The 1,518-nt window shown below is 59.1% G+C and carries 1 protein-coding gene; it reads right to left on the reverse strand.

What is annotated here, in order from left to right:
• Positions 1 to 1,504: aldehyde dehydrogenase (gene adh / locus SBI67_RS29045; protein ID WP_318983905.1), on the reverse strand; the 1,504-nt coding region annotated here is incomplete at its 3' end.
• Between the last annotated feature and the right edge of the window lie 14 nt (positions 1,505 to 1,518).

The following is a 1,518-nucleotide window of genomic DNA, read 5'->3' on the forward strand; positions in this document are numbered from 1 at the left end:
TTTCGCTGTAGCTGACCAGCAGGTTCTTGGTCTGCTGGTAGTGATCGAGCATCATATGGTGGTTTTCCCGACCAATACCGGACTGCTTGTACCCACCGAACGCCGCATGCGCAGGATACTGGTGATAGCAGTTCGTCCACACCCGACCAGCCTTGATATCCCGGCCCGCCCGATACGCGGTATTACCGTTACGACTCCACACCCCGGCCCCCAACCCATACAAGGTGTCATTGGCCAACGCCATCGCATCCTGATAATCGGTGAACGACGTCACCGCCACCACCGGCCCGAAAATCTCCTCCTGGAAAATCCGCATCTTGTTGTTCCCCGTGAAAATCGTCGGCGCCACATAATAACCACCGTTGAGATCCCCACCGAGCTGCGCGCGCTCACCCCCGGTCACCACCTGCGCACCCTCACTCTTACCGATCTCGATATAAGACAAGATCTTCTCCAACTGATCATTGGAGGCCTGCGCCCCGATCATCGTCTCGGTATCCAACGGATCCCCCTGGCGCACCGCCTTCGTCCGGATCGCCGCCAACGCGAGGAACTCATCGAAAATGTCGGCCTGAATCAGCGACCGTGACGGGCACGTGCACACCTCACCCTGATTCAAGGCGAACATCGTGAAGCCCTCCAACGCCTTGTCCTGATACGCATCGTTTTCGGCCAACACATCGTTGAAGAAAATATTCGGCGACTTACCGCCCAGCTCCAACGTCACCGGGATCAGGTTCTGACTGGCGTACTGCATGATCAACCGGCCCGTGGTCGTCTCCCCGGTGAACGCGATCTTGGCGATCCGATTCGAGGACGCCAACGGCTTACCCGCCTCCACCCCGAACCCGTTGACAATGTTGACCACCCCCGCCGGCAACAAATCCCCGATCACCTCGAACAAATACAAAATCGAGGCCGGAGTCTGCTCAGCCGGCTTGAGCACCACCGCATTCCCGGCCGCCAACGCCGGCGCCAACTTCCACACCGCCATCAAAATCGGGAAATTCCACGGAATGATCTGCCCCACCACCCCCAACGGCTCATGGAAGTGATACGCCACCGTGTCCTCATCGATCTCCGACAACGACCCTTCCTGAGCCCGGATCGCCCCCGCGAAATACCGGAAATGATCCACCGCCAACGGAATATCAGCATTCAACGTCTCCCGGATCGGCTTACCGTTATCCCAAGACTCCGCCACCGCGATCGACTCCAGATTCTCCTCGATCCGATCCGCGATCTTGTTCAACAACACCGCCCGCGCCGCCACCGACGTCTTCCCCCACGCCGGCGCCGCCGCATGCGCAGCATCCAACGCCGCCTCAACATCAGCCTCATCCGACCGCGGCACCTCACAAAACACCTGCCCCGTCACCGGCGTCCGATTCTCGAAATACCGGCCCGAAACAGGCGCCACCCACTGCCCACCGATGAAATTCTCATAACGAGACTTAAAAGACATCAAAGCGCCCTCAACACCCGGGCGTGCATAAACAGTCACGGTTGATCTCCTGC

The organism is Mycolicibacterium chengduense (genome assembly GCF_033741155.1).
GTDB lineage: Bacteria > Actinomycetota > Actinomycetes > Mycobacteriales > Mycobacteriaceae > Mycobacterium.